Raw genomic sequence first — 15,257 nt, 5'->3', positions numbered from 1 at the left:
GTTCGAGATGTCCGAGTCGGTCTTCCCACAGCTCGAAGCTCTGCTCCCGCATGTGCAGAAGCCCATCCAGTACGTCGGCGGAGAGCTGAACTCCACGGTCAAGCCGTGGGAGAGCTGCGATGTCCGCTGGGCGCTCATGTACCCGGACGCGTACGAGGTCGGACTGCCCAACCAGGGCGTCATGATCCTCTACGAGGTACTGAACGAGCGGGAAGGCGTGCTGGCCGAGCGTACGTACAGCGTGTGGCCCGACCTCGAAGAGCTGATGCGCGAGCACAACGTGCCGCAGTTCACCGTGGACAGCCACCGGCCCGTCAAGAGTTTCGACGTCTTCGGCCTGAGCTTCTCCACCGAGCTCGGCTACACCAACATGCTCACTGCGCTCGACCTCGCGGGCATCCCGCTGAGCGCAGCCGACCGCACCCTCGACGACCCGCTCGTCCTCGCCGGCGGCCACGCCGCCTTCAACCCCGAGCCGATCGCGGAGTTCATCGACTGCGCGGTCATCGGTGACGGCGAGCAGGCCGTGCTCGACATGACCGAGATCATCCGGGCCTGGAAGGCCGAGGGCCGTCCGGGCGGGCGTGAGGAAGTCCTCTTCCGGCTCGCCAGGACCGGCAACGTCTACGTGCCCCGCTTCTACGACGTCGAGTACCTGCCCGACGGCCGCATCGGCCGCGTCGTGCCCAACAGGTCCGGCGTGCCGTGGCGCGTGTCCAAGCACACCGTGATGGACCTCGACGAGTGGCCCTACCCCAAGCAGCCGCTGGTCCCGCTCGCCGAGACCGTGCACGAGCGGATGTCCGTCGAGATCTTCCGCGGCTGCACCCGCGGCTGCCGCTTCTGCCAGGCTGGCATGATCACGCGCCCCGTGCGGGAGCGAAGCATCACCGGCATCGGCGAGATGGTCGACCGTGGGCTCAAGGCGACCGGCTTCGAGGAGGTCGGCCTGCTCTCCCTGTCCTCCGCGGACCACAGCGAGATCGGCGACATCGCCAAGGGCCTGGCGGACCGGTACGAGGAGGACAAGATCGGTCTGTCCCTCCCGTCCACCCGCGTCGACGCGTTCAACGTCGACCTGGCCAACGAGCTGACCCGCAACGGCCGCCGGTCCGGTCTGACCTTCGCACCCGAGGGCGGCTCCGAGCGCCTGCGCAAGGTCATCAACAAGATGGTCTCGGAGGAGGACCTGATCCGCACGGTCGCCACCGCGTACGGCAACGGCTGGCGTCAGGTGAAGCTGTACTTCATGTGCGGTCTGCCGACGGAGACCGACGAGGACGTGCTGCAGATCGGCGACATGGCGGTCAACGTCATCGCCAAGGGCCGCGAGGTCTCCGGCCAGAACGACATCCGCTGCACGGTGTCCATCGGCGGCTTCGTGCCCAAGCCGCACACGCCGTTCCAGTGGGCCCCCCAGCTGAGCGCCGAGGAGACCGACGCCCGGCTGGAGAAGCTGCGCGACAAGATCCGCGGCGACAAGAAGTACGGCCGCTCCATCGGCTTCCGCTACCACGACGGCAAGCCCGGCATCGTCGAGGGCCTGCTCTCCCGCGGTGACCGCCGCATCGGCGCCGTCATCCGCGCCGTCTACGAGGACGGCGGCCGCTTCGACGGCTGGCGCGAGCACTTCTCGTACGACCGCTGGATGGCCTGCGCCGCCAAGACGCTGCCTGAGTACGGGGTCGACGTCGACTGGTACACGACGCGTGAGCGTACGTACGAGGAGGTCCTGCCCTGGGACCACCTGGACTCCGGTCTCGACAAGGAGTGGCTCTGGGAGGACTGGCAGGACGCGCTCGACGAGACCGAGGTCGAGGACTGCCGCTGGACGCCGTGCTTCGACTGTGGCGTCTGTCCTCAGATGGACACGAGTATCCAGATCGGTCCGACGGGCAAGAAGCTTCTGCCGCTCACCGTCGTCAAGTAGAGCTCGGGGGAGGCCCGGCCGCGGGGAATCCCGAGGCCGGGCCTTCTCTCATGCATCCGTACAGGGCTGTCGTGCGTCCTGTCTGACATGGAGCTCGAGAAGTCCCCGCAGACGCCACCCCCCGCGCCGTACGAAGGGGGTGAAGGCTGCCTGACCGCGGCGATCAGGATTCCGGTCCGGATCGTGGTGCTGGTCCTGGTCGTGCCCGTACGCATGCTGTGGGATCTGCTCGTCGTCTGTGCCCGCGCGATCGACCGGCTCCTGCTCCGGCCGGTGGGCAGGGCCCTGGGTTGGCTCGGTCGGACCCTTGTGGTCATCCCGGTGACCTGGCTGTTCGAGAAGGTCCTCACCCCGCTGGCGCTGGGCGCCTTCTGGCTGGCCGCCTTCGTCGCCAAGGCGTTGTTCGTGTGGCCGTGGGTGGCGCTGTGGCGGTTTGTGGTGGTGCCCGTTGTGACGTACGGGCTCGTGGTACCGGCGACGTGGATCTACCGGCAGCTGCTGACGCCGCTGGGGCACGGGATCGCCTGGGCGGTGTCGAACCTGTTGGTCGCACCCCTGGTGTGGATCTACCGCACGCTCCTCACCCCCGCCGGTCACGGCATCGCCGCCGCTCTGGCCTTCGTCGCCAAGGCGTTGTTCGTGTGGCCGTGGGTGGCGCTGTGGCGGTACGTGGTGGTGCCCGTGGTGACATACGGGCTGGTCATACCCGCGATATGGATCTACCGGCAGCTGCTGACCCCCATCGGCCACGGCATCGCTTGGCTCCTCCGCACGATCGGGCACGGCTTCGCCGTCGTCTGCCGTGGGCTGTGGGCCGCGGCCGCCTGGCTGGTCATGACCCTGCTCGTGGCGCCCTTCGTCTGGATGTACCGGCGCATCCTCGCCCCCGTCGGCCGGGAGATCGTCGCGGCGTTCGGCGTCGCCTGGCGTGTCGCCGGATACATCTCGCGGGCCGTCGGCCGGGCCCTGAGGTGGCTCGCCTGGAATCTGGCAGGCCGCCCGGTCAGCTGGTTCTACCGCAGCGTGTGCACCCCGGTCGGACACTTTGTGCGCGACGCCGTGTGGCGGCCGGCGAAGCAGGTCGCCGTCGAGGCCGGCCGCCAGGCCCGGGCCGCGCTGGCCTCGGCCCGGGACACCGTGCGCCAGGCCCGCCGCGATGCGTGGCGCGCGCTGGTCGGCGGGCCCCGGCAGCCCGAGGCCGTGCCCCCCGCACCGCGGCAGGCGCGTAACCTGGGTGGTACGCAACACACACAGACCGTTCCCGGCGTGGCGGCCGGCCCCGAGATCTCCCTGCACAAGCGGGGGTGAGCCGGTCGGCCCCCAGGGAGCATCCCCCGCATTGACGAGGGCGGCGCGCCACCCGCGCCCGCTCCGCACCGAGGAGAAGAACCACTGGGCAAGCGACAGCCCGAAGGCCCGCCGCCCGCACCTGCGGTGCAGCGCATCCGACTGCGCTACACCAAGCGCGGCCGCCTCCGGTTCACCAGTCACCGTGACTTCCAGCGCGCCTTCGAGCGTGCGTTGAGGCGTGCCGAGGTGCCCATGGCGTACTCGGCGGGCTTCACACCGCACCCGAAGGTGTCGTACGCCAATGCCGCCCCCACCGGCACGGGCAGTGAGGCCGAGTATCTGGAGATCGCCCTCACCGAGTACCGCGACCCCGACAAGCTGCGCGAGCTGCTCGACGAGTCGCTGCCGGGCGGTCTCGACATCACCGACGCCGTCGAGGCCCGCACCTCGGGTCTCGCCGACCGGCTCACCGCATCCGTGTGGGAGCTGCGGCTCGACCAGGTGGAGCCCGCGGCCGCCGAGGCGGCCGTCTCCGCGTTCCTCGCAGCGGAGACCGTCGAGGTCCGGCGCAAGACGAAGAACGGCATCCGGACCTTCGACGCGCGAGGCGCCGTGGCAGGCCTGCAGGTGGGTCGTCCACAGCCCGATAGGCCGGGAGAGGGGCCCTGTGCGATACTGCGGCTGGTTGTGCGGCACGTGACACCTGCCGTGCGACCCGACGACGTCCTGTCCGGTCTCCGAGCTGTGGCCGACCTGGCGCCGCCGGTCCCCGCAGCGGTGACCAGGCTGGCGCAGGGGCTCTTCGACGAGGAGTCCGGCACGGTGACCGACCCGCTCGCGCCCGACCGCGAGGCAGCCCCGGCCGCTCCACAAACGGCCGCCGGGATCGCCCCTGCGACGGCGCCGGAAGGTCCCGCCGCGTAAGGACGGTCGTCAAAGCGCTGCCCTCGTACTCGGGAGCCACCTGGGACGGGCCGCGCTGAGACACAGGAGACTTTCGCCAGGCCGTGCGTACATCGCGTAGGGAACCGGCGAGCCAGACATCAGCTCCCGTGCGGCGCCCGCGCCCCGGACGGCGGCACCGCGGACATCACGCGGGCCGCGGCCGGACCGGATTCAGGCGCGGCGCCCGGGAGCGCGACGGGAGAACCGCCCGCATGCTCGAAATGAACGGACCCGGCACCGCCGGGGACAACAAGAACGAAGACAACAACAACAGCCCCAGCGACACGCTGCCGCCGCGCCGCAGGCGCCGCGCCGTGTCGCGCCCCGCAGGTCCGCCGACCGGCGCCGCGGGGACCGACGTCACGGACGCCGCCCAGGTCACCGACCAGGAGCCGGTCGCTGCCGAGGCAGAGGTGCCCGAGCCGGAGACCCCGGCGGTAGTGGAGGCCGCCGAGCCCGAGGTTGTGGAGGCCGCTGCCGAGGAGGCGCCTGCGCCGCGTGCGCGTCGTCGTGCCACCCGTAAGGCCACCGCGCCCGCCGGTGCGCCGAAGGCCGAGGCTGGCGAGGTCGAGAAGGCCCCGGAGGCAGATGCGGCCGCCGAGGCCGAGGTGGAGGAGGAGGCAGCGCCCGCGCCCCGTGCGCGTCGTCGTGCCACCCGTAAGGCCACCGCGCCCGCCGCCGAGCCCGAGACCACCGCGCCCGCCGCCGAGCCCGAGACCACCGCGCCCGCCGCCGAGCCCGAGACCACCGCGCCCGCCGCCGAGCCCGAGACCACTGAGACCGCTGCCGAGCCCGAGGTCGCAGAGGTCGTGGAGGCCGCTGCCGAGGAGGCGCCCGCGCCGCGTGCGCGTCGTCGTGCCACCCGTAAGGCCACCGCCCCGGCCGGTGCGCCGCAGACCGCCGCCGAGCCGCAGGTTCCTGCGGAGCCGGAGCCGGTCGCGGCTGAGACCGCCGAGACCGCCCAGGTCGCCGAGGCCCCCGCGCCGCGTGGCCGGACCCGCCGCCGGGCGTCCGCTCCCGCCGGTGCGCCCCAGGCCGTCGAAGCCGTCGAGGCCGAGGAGGTCGCCGAGGTCGCCGAGGTTGTGGAGGCCGCTGCCGAGGAGGCGCCCGCGCCGCGTGCGCGTCGTCGTGCCACCCGTAAGGCCACCGCGCCTGGCGGTGCGCCGAAGGCTGTCGAGGCCGACGAGGACGAGGTTGCCGCCGAGACGGGCGAGGCGCTGCCCGAGAGCGCGGTCGCACAGATCGCCGTCGACGGGCCCGAGGTCGCGGCCGCCGGGAAGGCCGCCACCCGGGGCCGTACGCGCCGGCGTGCCGCGTCGGCCGAGACCACCCCCGCGCAGCCGGTGACCCCGGCCCCCGGCGAGAAGGCCGAGCAGGCCCAGAAGCCGGAGAAGGCCGAGGCGCCCGCGCGTGGCCGCCGTGCCGCGCGGCCGGCCGTGGCCGTCTTCCAGGCCCCCGTGTTCACCGAGCCCATGTTCCAGACCCCGGAGACGGCCGCCGCCGAGGCAGCTGCCGCGCGGCGCCCGGAGCCGGCGGACGAGGTGGAAGAGGCTGTCGCCGAGGCGCCCGCCGAGCCGGCCGGCCGTCGCCGTCGCCGTCGCCGTGGTGAGCAGGCCGAGCCTGTCGAGGCGCAGCCCGCGGCCGTCGAGGAAGAGGCCCCGGAGGAGGCCGAGCCCGAGCCCGAGCAGGCCGCCGAGAGCGAGTCGGACGAGTTCGAGGACCGGCCGTCGCGTCGTCGCCGCCGGGGCGGTCGCCGCCGTCGTCGTGGCGATGCCGCGGACACCGACGAGTCCGCCGAGGAGCGGGCCGAGGACACCGAGGCCGCTGCCGAGGAGCTCGAGGAGGACGAGGGCGAGGACGAGGAGCAGGGCGAGACCGAGACCCCCTCGGCCGCCGGCACCAGCAGCAGCCGTCGCCGTCGTCGCCGTCGCCGTCGCAGCGGTGACACCACTGACCTGGTGGCCGAGGACGAGCCGGAGCGCACGGTCGTCAAGGTCCGCGAGCCGCGCGCCCCGCGCAAGAGCGAGGAGCCGTCCGACGAGGTGCAGTCCATCAAGGGCTCGACCCGTCTGGAGGCGAAGAAGCAGCGCCGTCGCGAAGGCCGCGAGCAGGGCCGCCGCCGGGTGCCGATCATCACCGAGGCGGAGTTCCTGGCGCGCCGCGAGGCCGTCGAGCGCGTGATGGTCGTCCGCCAGCACGGCGAGCGCACCCAGATCGGCGTCCTCGAGGACAACGTGCTCGTCGAGCACTACGTCAACAAGGAGCAGGCCACCTCGTACGTCGGCAATGTCTACCTGGGCAAGGTGCAGAACGTTCTGCCGTCCATGGAGGCCGCCTTCGTCGACATCGGCAAGGGCCGCAACGCCGTCCTGTACGCCGGTGAGGTCAACTTCGAGTCGCTGGGCATGGCCAACGGCCCGCGCCGTATCGAGTCCGCCCTCAAGTCCGGCCAGTCGGTCCTCGTCCAGGTGACCAAGGACCCGATCGGCCACAAGGGCGCCCGTCTGACGAGCCAGGTCTCGCTGCCCGGCCGCTACCTGGTCTACGTGCCCGAGGGCTCGATGACGGGTATCAGCCGCAAGCTGCCCGACACCGAGCGCGCCCGGCTGAAGACCATCCTCAAGAAGATCGTCCCCGAGGACGCGGGCGTCATCGTGCGCACCGCCGCAGAGGGTGCGAGCGAGGACGAGCTGCGCCGTGATGTCGAGCGGCTGCAGGGGCAGTGGGAGGAGATCCAGAAGAAGGCGAAGGCGTCTTCGACGAGTTCGCCGAGCCTGCTCTACGGCGAGCCGGACATGACCGTCCGGGTCGTCCGCGACATCTTCAACGAGGACTTCTCCCAGGTCGTCGTCAGCGGTGACGAGGCGTGGGAGACCATCCACGGCTATGTCTCGCATGTCGCGCCGGATCTGGCGGACCGCCTGCAGCGGTGGACCAGCGAGGTCGACGTCTTCGCGGCCAACCGGATCGACGAGCAGCTGATGAAGGCGCTGGACCGCAAGGTGTGGCTGCCGAGCGGCGGTTCGCTGGTGATCGACAAGACCGAGGCCATGGTCGTGATCGACGTCAACACCGGCAAGTTCACCGGTCAGGGCGGCAACCTCGAGGAGACCGTCACCAGGAACAACCTGGAGGCGGCAGAGGAGATCGTGCGCCAGCTGCGGCTGCGCGACCTGGGCGGCATCGTCGTCGTCGACTTCATCGACATGGTGCTGGAGTCCAACCGGGACCTGGTCATGCGCCGACTGCTGGAGTGCCTGGGCCGGGACCGTACGAAGCACCAGGTGGCCGAGGTGACCTCGCTGGGTCTGGTCCAGATGACCCGTAAGCGGGTCGGCCAGGGACTGCTGGAGTCGTTCTCGGAGACCTGTGTCCACTGCAACGGCCGCGGTGTGATCGTGCACATGGAGCAGCCGAGCGTCGCCGGTGGCGGGGGCGGCGGCAAGCGCTCCAAGAAGCGCGGCCGCGGTGCCGGTGCGGAGCACGTCCACGAGCACGAGCTTGTCGAGGTGACGGGCGAGACGGAGGCCGAGGTCGCTGCCGAGGCCGCCGCTCCGGCGGCGCTCCCGGAGCCGGAGTTCGTGCCGGACGAAGAGCTGTACAGCAGTGCCGCGGAGGCGGAGGCGGCAGCGGTGCGTGGCCGTGGCCGCCGCCGGGCGACCCGTAAGGTGTCCGCCCCGGCAGGTGCGCCGAGGGTCACCGAGCCCGTGGCCGAGCCGCAGCCCGAGCCGCAGCCGGTGGCCGAGGCCCCGGCTCCCGTCGAGCCGGTGCCCGCGCAGGAGGCGGCCCCCACGGGCCGTGTCCGTCGCCGGGCAACCCGCAGGGCGTCGGCTCCGGCCGGTTCCCCGGTGTCGTCCGAGCCGGCGGTCGTGGAGACCACGGTCAAGGCCCCCGAGCCCGAGGCACAGCCCGAGCCCGAGGTGGTGGAGGCGGCTTCCGCCCCCGTCGCCGATCAGGCTCCGGCAGCGGCTCCGCCGCGTGCGCGCCGCCGGGTGACCCGCAAGGTCACCGCTCCCGCGGGTGCGCCCTCGGGTGCGCAGGAGGCCGAGGTCGTCGTGGTGGCCGCGCAGGCGGACACGAAGGCGGAGGAGGGCGCGGCCCCGGAGCCCGAGGCCGACGAGGCCGAGGTGGGCGCGCCGGCCAAGAAGGCGGCCCGTAAGACCGCCAAGAAGGCAACGGCGAAGAAGGCCGTTGCCAAGAAGACCGCTGCGAAGAAGACGACGGCGAAGAAGACGACGGCGAAGAAGGTCGCGAAGAAGACCTCGGCCGCCGAGCAGGCGTCGCTTCCGGGAGTCTCCGCGGACGCCTCGTAGACGTCACGCGGCCCGCATGGAGTCCTGTGGGGCTCCTCCCGTGAGGGAGGAGCCCCACAGGGCGTTCAAGGGGGCTCTGAGCGCCCGCGGCCGCCGGAACGCGCCCCGGGGTCGTCTGTCCCGCCGGCCCCGGCCTGGGCTCCGTACACGGCCGGGACCCGGCCGGCCGGGGCGCGCTTGCCGAGGACCTGGTACCCGGTTTGACCCGCCGGACGGCTGTCCGTAACCTTGACCCTCGGCGTGTTTCCTTATACGCCCATCCCTGAGCACCTCCCTCCCGGTCCGCCGGGAGAGGCCGCTCGTCCATTCGGATCATCCCGGGCCCCGGCCCGTGTGAGCGGCTGGCATCAGGGGTTTCGTTCCGAGCGAGAGTGAGATCCGCGTGTACGCCATCGTGCGCAGCGGTGGTCGCCAGCACAAGGTTGCTGTCGGCGACATCGTTGAGGTTGACAAGATTTCCACTGCCAAGGTTGGCGACACGGTCGAGCTCTCGACCCTGCTCGTTGTCGACGGCGAGGCCGTGACCAGCGACCCGTGGGTGCTGGCCGGTATCAAGGTCACGGCCGAGGTCGTGGACCACCACAAGGGCGCGAAGATCGACATCCTGCGCTACAAGAACAAGACCGGCTACCGCCGCCGCCAGGGTCACCGTCAGCAGTACACGGCGATCAAGGTCACCGGCATCCCCGCGGCTGCGAAGTAAGGGACTGAGGAGAGATGGCACACAAGAAGGGCGCATCGTCCACTCGGAACGGTCGCGACTCCAACGCTCAGCGGCTCGGCGTGAAGCGCTTCGGCGGTCAGGTCGTCAACGCCGGTGAGATCCTGGTCCGCCAGCGTGGCACCCACTTCCACCCGGGCGCGGGCGTCGGTCGCGGTGGCGACGACACCCTGTTCGCGCTGCTGCCCGGTGCGGTGCAGTTCGGCACCCACCGCGGCCGCAACGTCGTGAACATCGTTCCGGTCGCCTGATCCAGGCACCAGTAGAACGAATCTTCGTGGAGGGCGGACCTCACTTCCCGTACGGGAAGCGGGTCCGCCTTTCGCGTGTTGGACAGTAGACATTCTGTACGTATTACTCACTGGAGGCACTTCCATGACCACCTTCGTGGACCGCGTCGAGCTGCATGTCGCCGCGGGTAACGGAGGCCACGGCTGCGCCTCCGTTCACCGGGAGAAGTTCAAGCCGCTCGGCGGCCCCGACGGCGGCAACGGCGGCCGTGGCGGTGACGTCATCCTGGTCGTCGACCAGTCGGTGACCACCCTGCTCGACTATCACCACAGCCCGCACCGCAAGGCCACCAACGGCAAGCCCGGCGAGGGCGGCAACCGCTCCGGCAAGGACGGCCAGGACCTGGTCCTGCCGGTCCCCGACGGCACGGTCGTCCTCGACACGCAGGGCAACGTGCTCGCCGACCTGGTCGGCCAGGGCACCACGTACATCGCGGCCGAGGGCGGCCGTGGCGGCCTCGGCAACGCCGCGCTGGCCTCCGCCCGCCGCAAGGCCCCCGGCTTCGCGCTGCTCGGCGTGCCCGGCCGCTCCGGCGATATCGTCCTGGAGCTGAAGACCGTCGCCGATGTGGCGCTGGTGGGCTACCCGAGCGCCGGCAAGTCCTCGCTCATCTCGGTCCTCAGCGCTGCCAAGCCGAAGATCGCGGACTATCCCTTCACCACGCTGGTCCCGAACCTGGGCGTGGTGACGGCGGGCTCGACCGTCTACACCATCGCGGACGTACCGGGCCTGATCCCTGGCGCCAGCCAGGGACGTGGCCTGGGACTTGAATTCCTGCGCCATGTGGAGCGCTGCTCGGTCCTGGTGCACGTGCTGGACACCGCGACGCTGGAGTCCGACCGTGACCCGGCCTCCGACCTCGATGTCATCGAGGAGGAACTGCGGCAGTACGGCGGCCTCGACGACCGCCCGCGCATCGTCGTGCTCAACAAGGTCGACATCCCGGACGGCCAGGATCTCGCCGAGATGATCCGCCCGGACCTGGAGGCGCGCGGCTACCGCGTCTTCGAGGTGTCCGCCGTGGCGCACCAGGGCCTGAAAGAGCTCTCCTACGCACTGGCCGAGATCGTCGCCGAGGCGCGCGCGGCCAAGCCGGTGGAGGAGGCGACCCGTATCGTCATCCGCCCGAAGGCCGTGGACGACGCGGGCTTCACGGTCACGCGGGAGGAGGACGGCCTGTTCCGGGTGCGCGGCGAGAAGCCGGAGCGCTGGGTGCGCCAGACCGACTTCAACAACGACGAGGCCGTCGGCTATCTGGCGGACCGCCTCAACCGTCTGGGTGTCGAGGAGAAGCTGATGAAGGCCGGTGCCCGGGCGGGCGACGGCGTGGCGATCGGGCCCGAGGACGACGCGGTCGTCTTCGACTGGGAGCCGACGGTGATGGCGGGCGCGGAGATGCTCGGCCGCCGCGGCGAGGACCACCGCTTCGAGGCGCCGCGTCCGGCGGCACAGCGGCGTCGTGACCGTGATGCGGAGCGGGACGACGCGCAGCGGGAGTACGAAGGCTTCGAGCCGTTCTAGGTGGCTGCGCCGGGTCCTCGGGACCCGGCGCAGCCACCCGAAGCCGCCGGTGAACCGGCACGTTCGACCGGAACGTCGCGATGCGCGGCGTTCCGGTCGTTTGTGGTGCTCGTTTCTCCCGGTGTTGTGCAACGCACACACTCCGGTCACCTCTCGATACAACCCTCCACGCCCCGTACCCGTCTCTCTGGGTGAAGGTGGGGGGACCGGTCGCGCGGTCACGGGAGGGACGTCTCGTGACAAAGCGGACAACTTCACACATGCCGTAAAATTCCGGCTTGGGGTGCTCTCGCCAGGACACATGTCACGGAGCCTGACGAGCCGCGACGGGACAGCCCGTTCGTCCCCGAGCCGAATTGAACGGAGAACCGATGAAGATCTCATTCCTCATCCACAGCATCTACGGCATAGGCGGCACCATCCGCACGACGCTGAACCTGGCTGAGGAACTGGCGAACCGCCACGAGGTCGAGATCGTTTCCGTCTTCCAGCACCGCGACACCTCGGCGTTCGCGATCGACCCCCGTATCACCGTCGTGCCCCTTGCCGACACCCGTCCCGGCAGCCCGGGCAACGACAAGCAGAACCCGCTCTTCTCCCAGCCGTCCAAGGCATTCCCGCGCGCCGAGGCCCGCTACAAGGAGTACAGCGAGCTCATCGACGAGCGGGTGCGCGCGTACTACGCCGACTCCGACGCGGACATCGTTATCGGGACCCGGCCCGGACTCGTCGCGTACGTCGCCCAGTTCGCCCCCGCCGGCGCCGTGCGTATCGGCCAGGAACACATGACGCACAACCACCACAAGGCGGCACTGCGCGAGGAGATGTACGAGCATCTCGACGCGATCGACGCCTTCGTGACGGTCTCCGAGGGTGACGCGGCGGTCTGGCGGGAGAGGATGCCGCTGCCCACCACCCGTGTGCTCTCCATCCCCAACAGCGTTCCCGAACCGCCGGTTGCTCCCTCGGACGGGACCGGCCGGACCATCGTCGCGGCCGGCCGGCTGGCGGCCGAGAAGCAGTACCACGTGCTCCTCGACGCCTTCGCCGAGGTCGCCCCCGCCCGCCCCGACTGGGTGCTGCGCATCTACGGGTCGGGTGACCAGCACGAGCGGCTCCGCAGACGGATCGAGGAGCTGGCGCTGTACAACAGGGTCCACCTCATGGGCGCCCACTCGCCCATCGAACCCGAATGGGCCAAGGGGGCCATCGCTGTCTCCACCTCCCGTCATGAGTCGTTCGGTATGACGCTGGTCGAGGCGATGCGCTGCGGCGTGCCCATGGTCAGCACCGACTGCGACTACGGACCGCGCGAGATCATCCAGGACGGCGTCGACGGACTGCTCGTCCCGGTCGGTGACGTCCGCGCCATCGCCCAGGGGCTGCTGCGGCTGATCGACGACGAAGCGCTGCGCCGCCGGATGGCCAAGGCCGCGCTGGAGAACGCGCGCCGCTTCGACCCCGGGGTGGTCACCAAGCAGTACGAGGCGCTGTTCGCCGAGCTGGCCGCGGTCGTCTCGCAGCGCGAGAGCGTCCCGGACGTCGAGCCGGTCGCGGACGTCGTGGTCGCCGGCGACGGCGCCGTCACCGTCACGCTGGAGGCCCCGCTCCCCACGGGTCTGGAGCAGGGGGCCCGGCTGCTGTGCACGCGCACCGGCGCCCACTCCGAGGTCCGTGCCTTCGACTTCAACGACGGTGGTTCGGCGACGATCCCGGCCGGTGAGATCTTCGACGAGGGCCACTGGAACGTCTTCGTCGAGATGACCGCGACCCGGACGCGCGGCCGCGTCACCGCCCGTTTCATCGACCAGCGTGGCGCCATGCACGCGGGACAACGGCTCGCCCCGGGCGAGGCCGTCCGCAACCTCGTGCCGTACGAGAACAAGGCCAAGGGCAATGCTCTGATGCTCCGCGCCTGGTCCCGGCCCGTGCACGCGGAAGCCGACGACATCCGGGTCGACGGCACGCACATCACGCTCTCCGGGAGCCTGTTCGGCGCGGCGGCGGTGTCGGAGACCCCGACGCTGCTGCTGCGCCGTCGCGGCAAGCCCGCCGACGAGCTCTCGTTCCCCGGGGAGAAGCAGGGTGCGCACGGCTTCGGCTTCACGTTCACCCCCGTCGAGGCGGCCGCCGCACAGGTCACCCAGCACGATGTATGGGACCTCTTCGTCCGCTACGCGCCGAAGGCCCAGCCGGTCAGGATCGGCGGAGTGCTGGACGACATCGTGATGAAGAAGGACATCTACACCTATCCCCGGATCATTCTGCCCAAGCGGCGTACCGGTGGTCTGGTGCGTGCCGTGGCCAAGAAGGCGCTGCGCAGACAGCAGGCCCAGGTCCGGGCCCGGGTCTACTACACGGTCTCCAATGACCTCGCGCTCAATGTGGTGGACCTGTAGCGCCCCCTGTCCCGCTCATGGGTGGTTCATGCCACTCACCTGTGTGGCGTCCGTCACTCGGCTGGGGCGGGTGTGTACGGTCAAGTGCCCTGATCACCGGGTGAACAGGAGGTTTCCCCGGTGGAGGGGATGGGCGACACCCGCCTTGCGGGACGGTAACGGAGGGTGCAACCATCAGTTTTGTTCCCCAGCCCTCGCAAGGTAGGTCGTCTGTGTCTGTGCAGCACATAGCCAAACCCCGAACCACAGCAGTCGTGCTCGCCGGTGGCACCGGTCAGCGCGTGGGTCTGTCGATCCCCAAGCAGCTGCTGAAGATCGCCGGCAAGGCCGTCATCGAGCACACACTGTCGATCTTCCAGCAGGCGGACTCCATCGACGACGTCATCGTGCTGATGGCGCCGGGCTATGTCGCCGACGTCGAGAAGATCATCGCCAAGGCCGGGCTGACCAAGGTCACCAAGGTCATCGAAGGCGGCTCGACCCGCAACGAGACCACCGAGCGCGCCATCGCGGCCCTCGGTGAGGGCCTGGCCGAGGGCGAGGACCGCAACGTCCTGTTCCACGACGCCGTGCGCCCGCTGATCTCCGAGCGCGTGATCCAGGACTGTGTGGATGCCCTGGACCGCTACCAGGCCGTCGACGTCGCCATCCCGTCCGCGGACACGATCATCGTGACCCGCACCCACGGCGAGGACGGCGAGTTCATCACCGACGTGCCGGACCGCTCCCGGCTGCGCCGCGGCCAGACCCCGCAGGCCTTCAAGCTCTCCACGATCCGCAGGGCGTACGAGGTCGCGGCGGGCGACCCGAACTTCCAGGCCACCGACGACTGCTCGGTCGTGCTGAAGTACCTGCCGGACGTGCCGATCTACGTCGTCGCGGGTGACGAGTACAACATGAAGGTCACCCAGCCGGTCGACGTCTTCATCGCGGACAAGCTCTTCCAGCTCGCCTCCACCGCCGCTCCGCGCCAGGCCGACGAGGCCGCCTACCGTGAGCTGCTCGGGGGCAGGACCCTGGTCGTCTTCGGCGGCTCGTACGGCATCGGCGCGGACATCGCCACGCTGGCCGAGTCCTACGGCGCCACGGTCTACGCACTGGGCCGCTCCACCACCGGCACCCACGTGGAGAACCCGGAGCACGTCGACGACGCCCTGTCCAAGGCGTATGCCGAGACCGGCCGTATCGACTACGTGATCAACACCGCGGGCGTGCTGCGCATCGGCAAGCTGGCCGAGACGGACAACACGACCATCCAGGAAGCGCTGAACGTCAACTACCTGGCACCGGTCCAGATCGCGCGCGCCTCGCACAAGTACCTGGCGGAGACCAAGGGCCAGCTGCTGCTCTACACCTCCAGCAGCTACACCCGCGGCCGCGCCGAGTACAGCCTCTACTCCTCCACCAAGGCCGCCATGGTGAATCTCACCCAGGCCCTGTCGGACGAGTGGGCGAGTGACGGGATCCGCGTGAACTGCGTGAACCCCGAGCGCACCGCCACGCCGATGCGCACGAAGGCTTTCGGCACCGAGCCCGCGGGTTCGCTGCTGTCGTCCGAGGCCGTGGCCCGTACCTCGCTCGACGTGCTGCTGTCCGAGCTGACCGGCCATGTCATCGACGTACGGCAGCAGGACCCGACCCGCGGTGCGTCCGAGGCGTCGGGCTTCGAGCAGGCCCTCGCGTCCGTGCTGGACCGCCAGGAAGATGTGTAATACTTCTTCACATTCAAATTCGGGCCTCTGTAGTCGCCGTTATACAGCGCACTGCGGGGGCCCGAATCCGTGGAGGTCTTCCTTCACACCTCCTTCGCAAGGCAAACAGTCGGTCACTCCTGGAGCAGGTTCTTC

9 protein-coding genes are annotated in these 15,257 nt (G+C 70.5%); all 9 read left to right on the top strand.

From position 1 onward, the window contains the following. Window positions 1–7: 7 nt before the first annotated feature. The 9 genes from ACFYWI_RS19910 to ACFYWI_RS19870 all read left to right on the top strand — a co-directional run bounded on the left by ACFYWI_RS19910 (window position 8) and on the right by ACFYWI_RS19870 (window position 15,122). A complete protein-coding gene (locus ACFYWI_RS19910) occupies window positions 8–1,930 on the top strand; it encodes a TIGR03960 family B12-binding radical SAM protein (RefSeq protein WP_389233794.1) in 1,923 nt (640 codons plus the stop codon). 87 nt (window positions 1,931–2,017) lie between these two features. Beyond that, window positions 2,018–3,238, top strand: a complete 1,221-nt coding sequence (locus ACFYWI_RS19905) for a hypothetical protein (RefSeq protein ID WP_389233791.1) — start codon at window positions 2,018–2,020, stop codon at window positions 3,236–3,238. A 126-nt stretch (window positions 3,239–3,364) separates the two neighbouring features. Beyond that, complete coding sequence (locus ACFYWI_RS19900) at window positions 3,365–4,144, top strand: TIGR03936 family radical SAM-associated protein (RefSeq protein ID WP_389233788.1); 780 nt, start codon at window positions 3,365–3,367, stop codon at window positions 4,142–4,144. A gap of 233 nt (window positions 4,145–4,377) precedes the next feature. Continuing rightward, complete coding sequence (locus ACFYWI_RS19895) at window positions 4,378–8,478, top strand: Rne/Rng family ribonuclease (RefSeq protein WP_389233785.1); 4,101 nt, start codon at window positions 4,378–4,380, stop codon at window positions 8,476–8,478. A gap of 382 nt (window positions 8,479–8,860) precedes the next feature. After that, a complete protein-coding gene (gene rplU, locus ACFYWI_RS19890) occupies window positions 8,861–9,181 on the top strand; it encodes a 50S ribosomal protein L21 (RefSeq protein ID WP_030013082.1) in 321 nt (106 codons plus the stop codon). Between the two features lie 14 nt (window positions 9,182–9,195). Next, entirely contained in the window at window positions 9,196–9,450 is a 255-nt protein-coding gene (gene rpmA, locus ACFYWI_RS19885) for a 50S ribosomal protein L27 (RefSeq protein ID WP_389233781.1), read from the top strand. A gap of 124 nt (window positions 9,451–9,574) precedes the next feature. Then, window positions 9,575–11,011 (top strand): GTPase ObgE, encoded by a 1,437-nt coding sequence (obgE, locus tag ACFYWI_RS19880; RefSeq protein WP_389233778.1) that lies wholly within the window; start codon window positions 9,575–9,577, stop codon window positions 11,009–11,011. Window positions 11,012–11,382: 371 nt separating this feature from the next. Next, window positions 11,383–13,410, top strand: coding sequence for a glycosyltransferase family 4 protein (locus ACFYWI_RS19875; protein ID WP_389233775.1), 2,028 nt, complete (start codon window positions 11,383–11,385; stop codon window positions 13,408–13,410). A 212-nt stretch (window positions 13,411–13,622) separates the two neighbouring features. After that, entirely contained in the window at window positions 13,623–15,122 is a 1,500-nt protein-coding gene (locus ACFYWI_RS19870) for a D-ribitol-5-phosphate cytidylyltransferase (RefSeq protein WP_389233771.1), read from the top strand. The last annotated feature ends 135 nt before the right edge of the window (window positions 15,123–15,257 follow it).

The organism is Streptomyces sp. NPDC002889 (assembly GCF_042888425.1).
Lineage (GTDB): Bacteria > Actinomycetota > Actinomycetes > Streptomycetales > Streptomycetaceae > Streptomyces.
This window is presented reverse-complemented; position numbering and strand designations above follow the sequence as displayed.